This window comes from Mesorhizobium sp. M7A.F.Ca.US.006.04.2.1 (genome assembly GCF_004022915.1).
Lineage (GTDB): Bacteria > Pseudomonadota > Alphaproteobacteria > Rhizobiales > Rhizobiaceae > Mesorhizobium > Mesorhizobium ciceri.
In genome coordinates this window covers 1-1,901 of record NZ_RZQA01001051.1, presented here as the reverse complement: position 1 = coordinate 1,901, position 1,901 = coordinate 1, and the positions used below count along the sequence as shown (strand labels likewise).

1 protein-coding gene is annotated in these 1,901 nt (G+C 59.9%); it reads left to right on the top strand.

Features of this window, described 5'->3' with window-relative positions; genetic code table 11:
- Positions 1–337: 337 nt before the first annotated feature.
- Entirely contained in the window at positions 338–1,408 is a 1,071-nt protein-coding gene (locus EN925_RS34090; RefSeq protein ID WP_127366959.1) for a histidine kinase dimerization/phosphoacceptor domain -containing protein, read from the top strand.
- The last annotated feature ends 493 nt before the right edge of the window (positions 1,409–1,901 follow it).

Sequence of the window (1,901 nt, the reverse complement as noted above, 5' to 3'; positions counted from 1 at the left end):
GGTAGCGACGGTGGGCAATGCCATGCGCGGGTGGACGTTAGCAGCGGAAAGTATGCCAGCTAGCCCGGGTTCCGACGGCTGCGTGCCGGTTCGACGATTGGCCGCCACTTGATGCCTCCACACTGCCACTGCCATGATCAAGGATATTTAGCTGGCGTGCAACTGTTGCATCTTCGCGCATGGGCAGCCCGACGACGCGCTTGCCAGCCCCAACAGGAAAGCCGGACGGGCAATTTGTGGTGATGCGTCAGCTCGATTCATTTCGCGACATAGGTCCGGCAATAGTATAGCGATGTTTCCGAGCGGAGGCAGAGCGCCTCCAGATCGGCCACAAGCCTTGTTCCATCCTATCGCCAATATCGAAGACGCGCAGACGCTGGCGCAGGCGATCGTCAACACGATTGCCGAGCCCTTCCTCGTGCTCGATGAGCAGTTTCATGTGCTGGCGGCCAGCCGCTCCTTCTATCAGACTTTCAAGGTCGACCCCGAAGAGACAAACGGCGCCCTGCTCTATGCGCTCGGCGACGGCCAATGGGACATCCCGGCACTGCGCCTGCTCCTGGAGACCATCATCCCTGAGAAGACCGCGATGGACGGCTTCGAGGTCGAGTGTGATTTCCCCAATATCGGCCAGCGCACGATGCTGCTCAACGCGCGCAAGGTGCTCTACGACCACAGTTCGGCCGTCACCATCCTGCTCGCCTTCAACGACATAACGGCGCGCCGCGTCATCGAGCGGGAGAAGGAAGAGCTTTTCGGCCGCACCGAGGACCTGCTGCGTCAAAAGGATGTGCTGCTGCGCGAGATGGAGCACCGGGTTGCCAACAGCCTGCAGATCATCGCCAGCATCCTGCTGCTGAAGGCGCGCTCGGTCTCCTCGGAGGAGAGCCGCCAGCACCTGAGGGATGCCCATCAGCGGGTGCTGTCGGTGGCTGAAGTGCAGCGTCATCTCCATACCTCGGCGGGTATCGACGAGATCGATGTCGGCTCCTATTTGCCGAAACTGTGCAGCAGCCTGGCATCGTCGATGGTCGGGGATGCCCAGCCGATCAAGGTCAACGTCACGGCGCAGGGCGCCAGGATAGACTCGCAGAAGGCGGTGAGTCTCGGCCTGATAGTCACCGAGCTTGTCCTCAACGCGATCAAATATGCCTTCCCTTTGGAGAAGGCGAAGGCGTTGATCCAGGTGACCTACGAGACCGATGGCAGCGACTGGAAGCTGACGGTCTCGGACAATGGAGCCGGCAAAGCCGCCGTCGAGGCGCCAAGCGGGGGCCTCGGAACCGCCATTATCGAGGCGCTGGTCAAGCAGCTCGAGGCCAAAGTGGAGATCATCAGCGACGCCGGCGGCACCAGCGTGTCGGTGACCAGGGCGACGTTCACCTCACGCATACCGCGGGCGGCGTAGCCTTTGCACGACATTCGGGCCAGTTCCGCCAGCCGTGGAACCACTCGCTGCCGCTTCGCTCCGCTGCCGCTTCTCCAGCCGGCCTCTCTTAGCTGAACAGCCGATGCCAGTCGCGCCGGCGGCTCAGCGCTCGCACCGAGTGACGAGAATCTCGCATCGCAAGTGCAATTTGTCGTCCTGTACCCGAAGTGACGTTCGGGGTCGTGTTGGCAGCAATAGTCGTCGCACTCTTAAGTCGTGAAAGCCGTTTTAACTCCGCCGCACCATTAACGGTCATTTCGCTTCTCCCAGAGTATTGGGCACGCATAAAAATAATTCCAAGCGACAGCTTGCCGGAATGTACAGCATATAAAGTTCGCATTCCCTTGAAGCGCAGACGGAACCACAACGCGATTAAATCGTTTTAAAGTCATAAGGGACGTCAACCACCCCTTCAAGGAGAAGAAATGATAAAGATCGTATCGGGTTTGCTGGCGGCCACATTGTCAGTGTC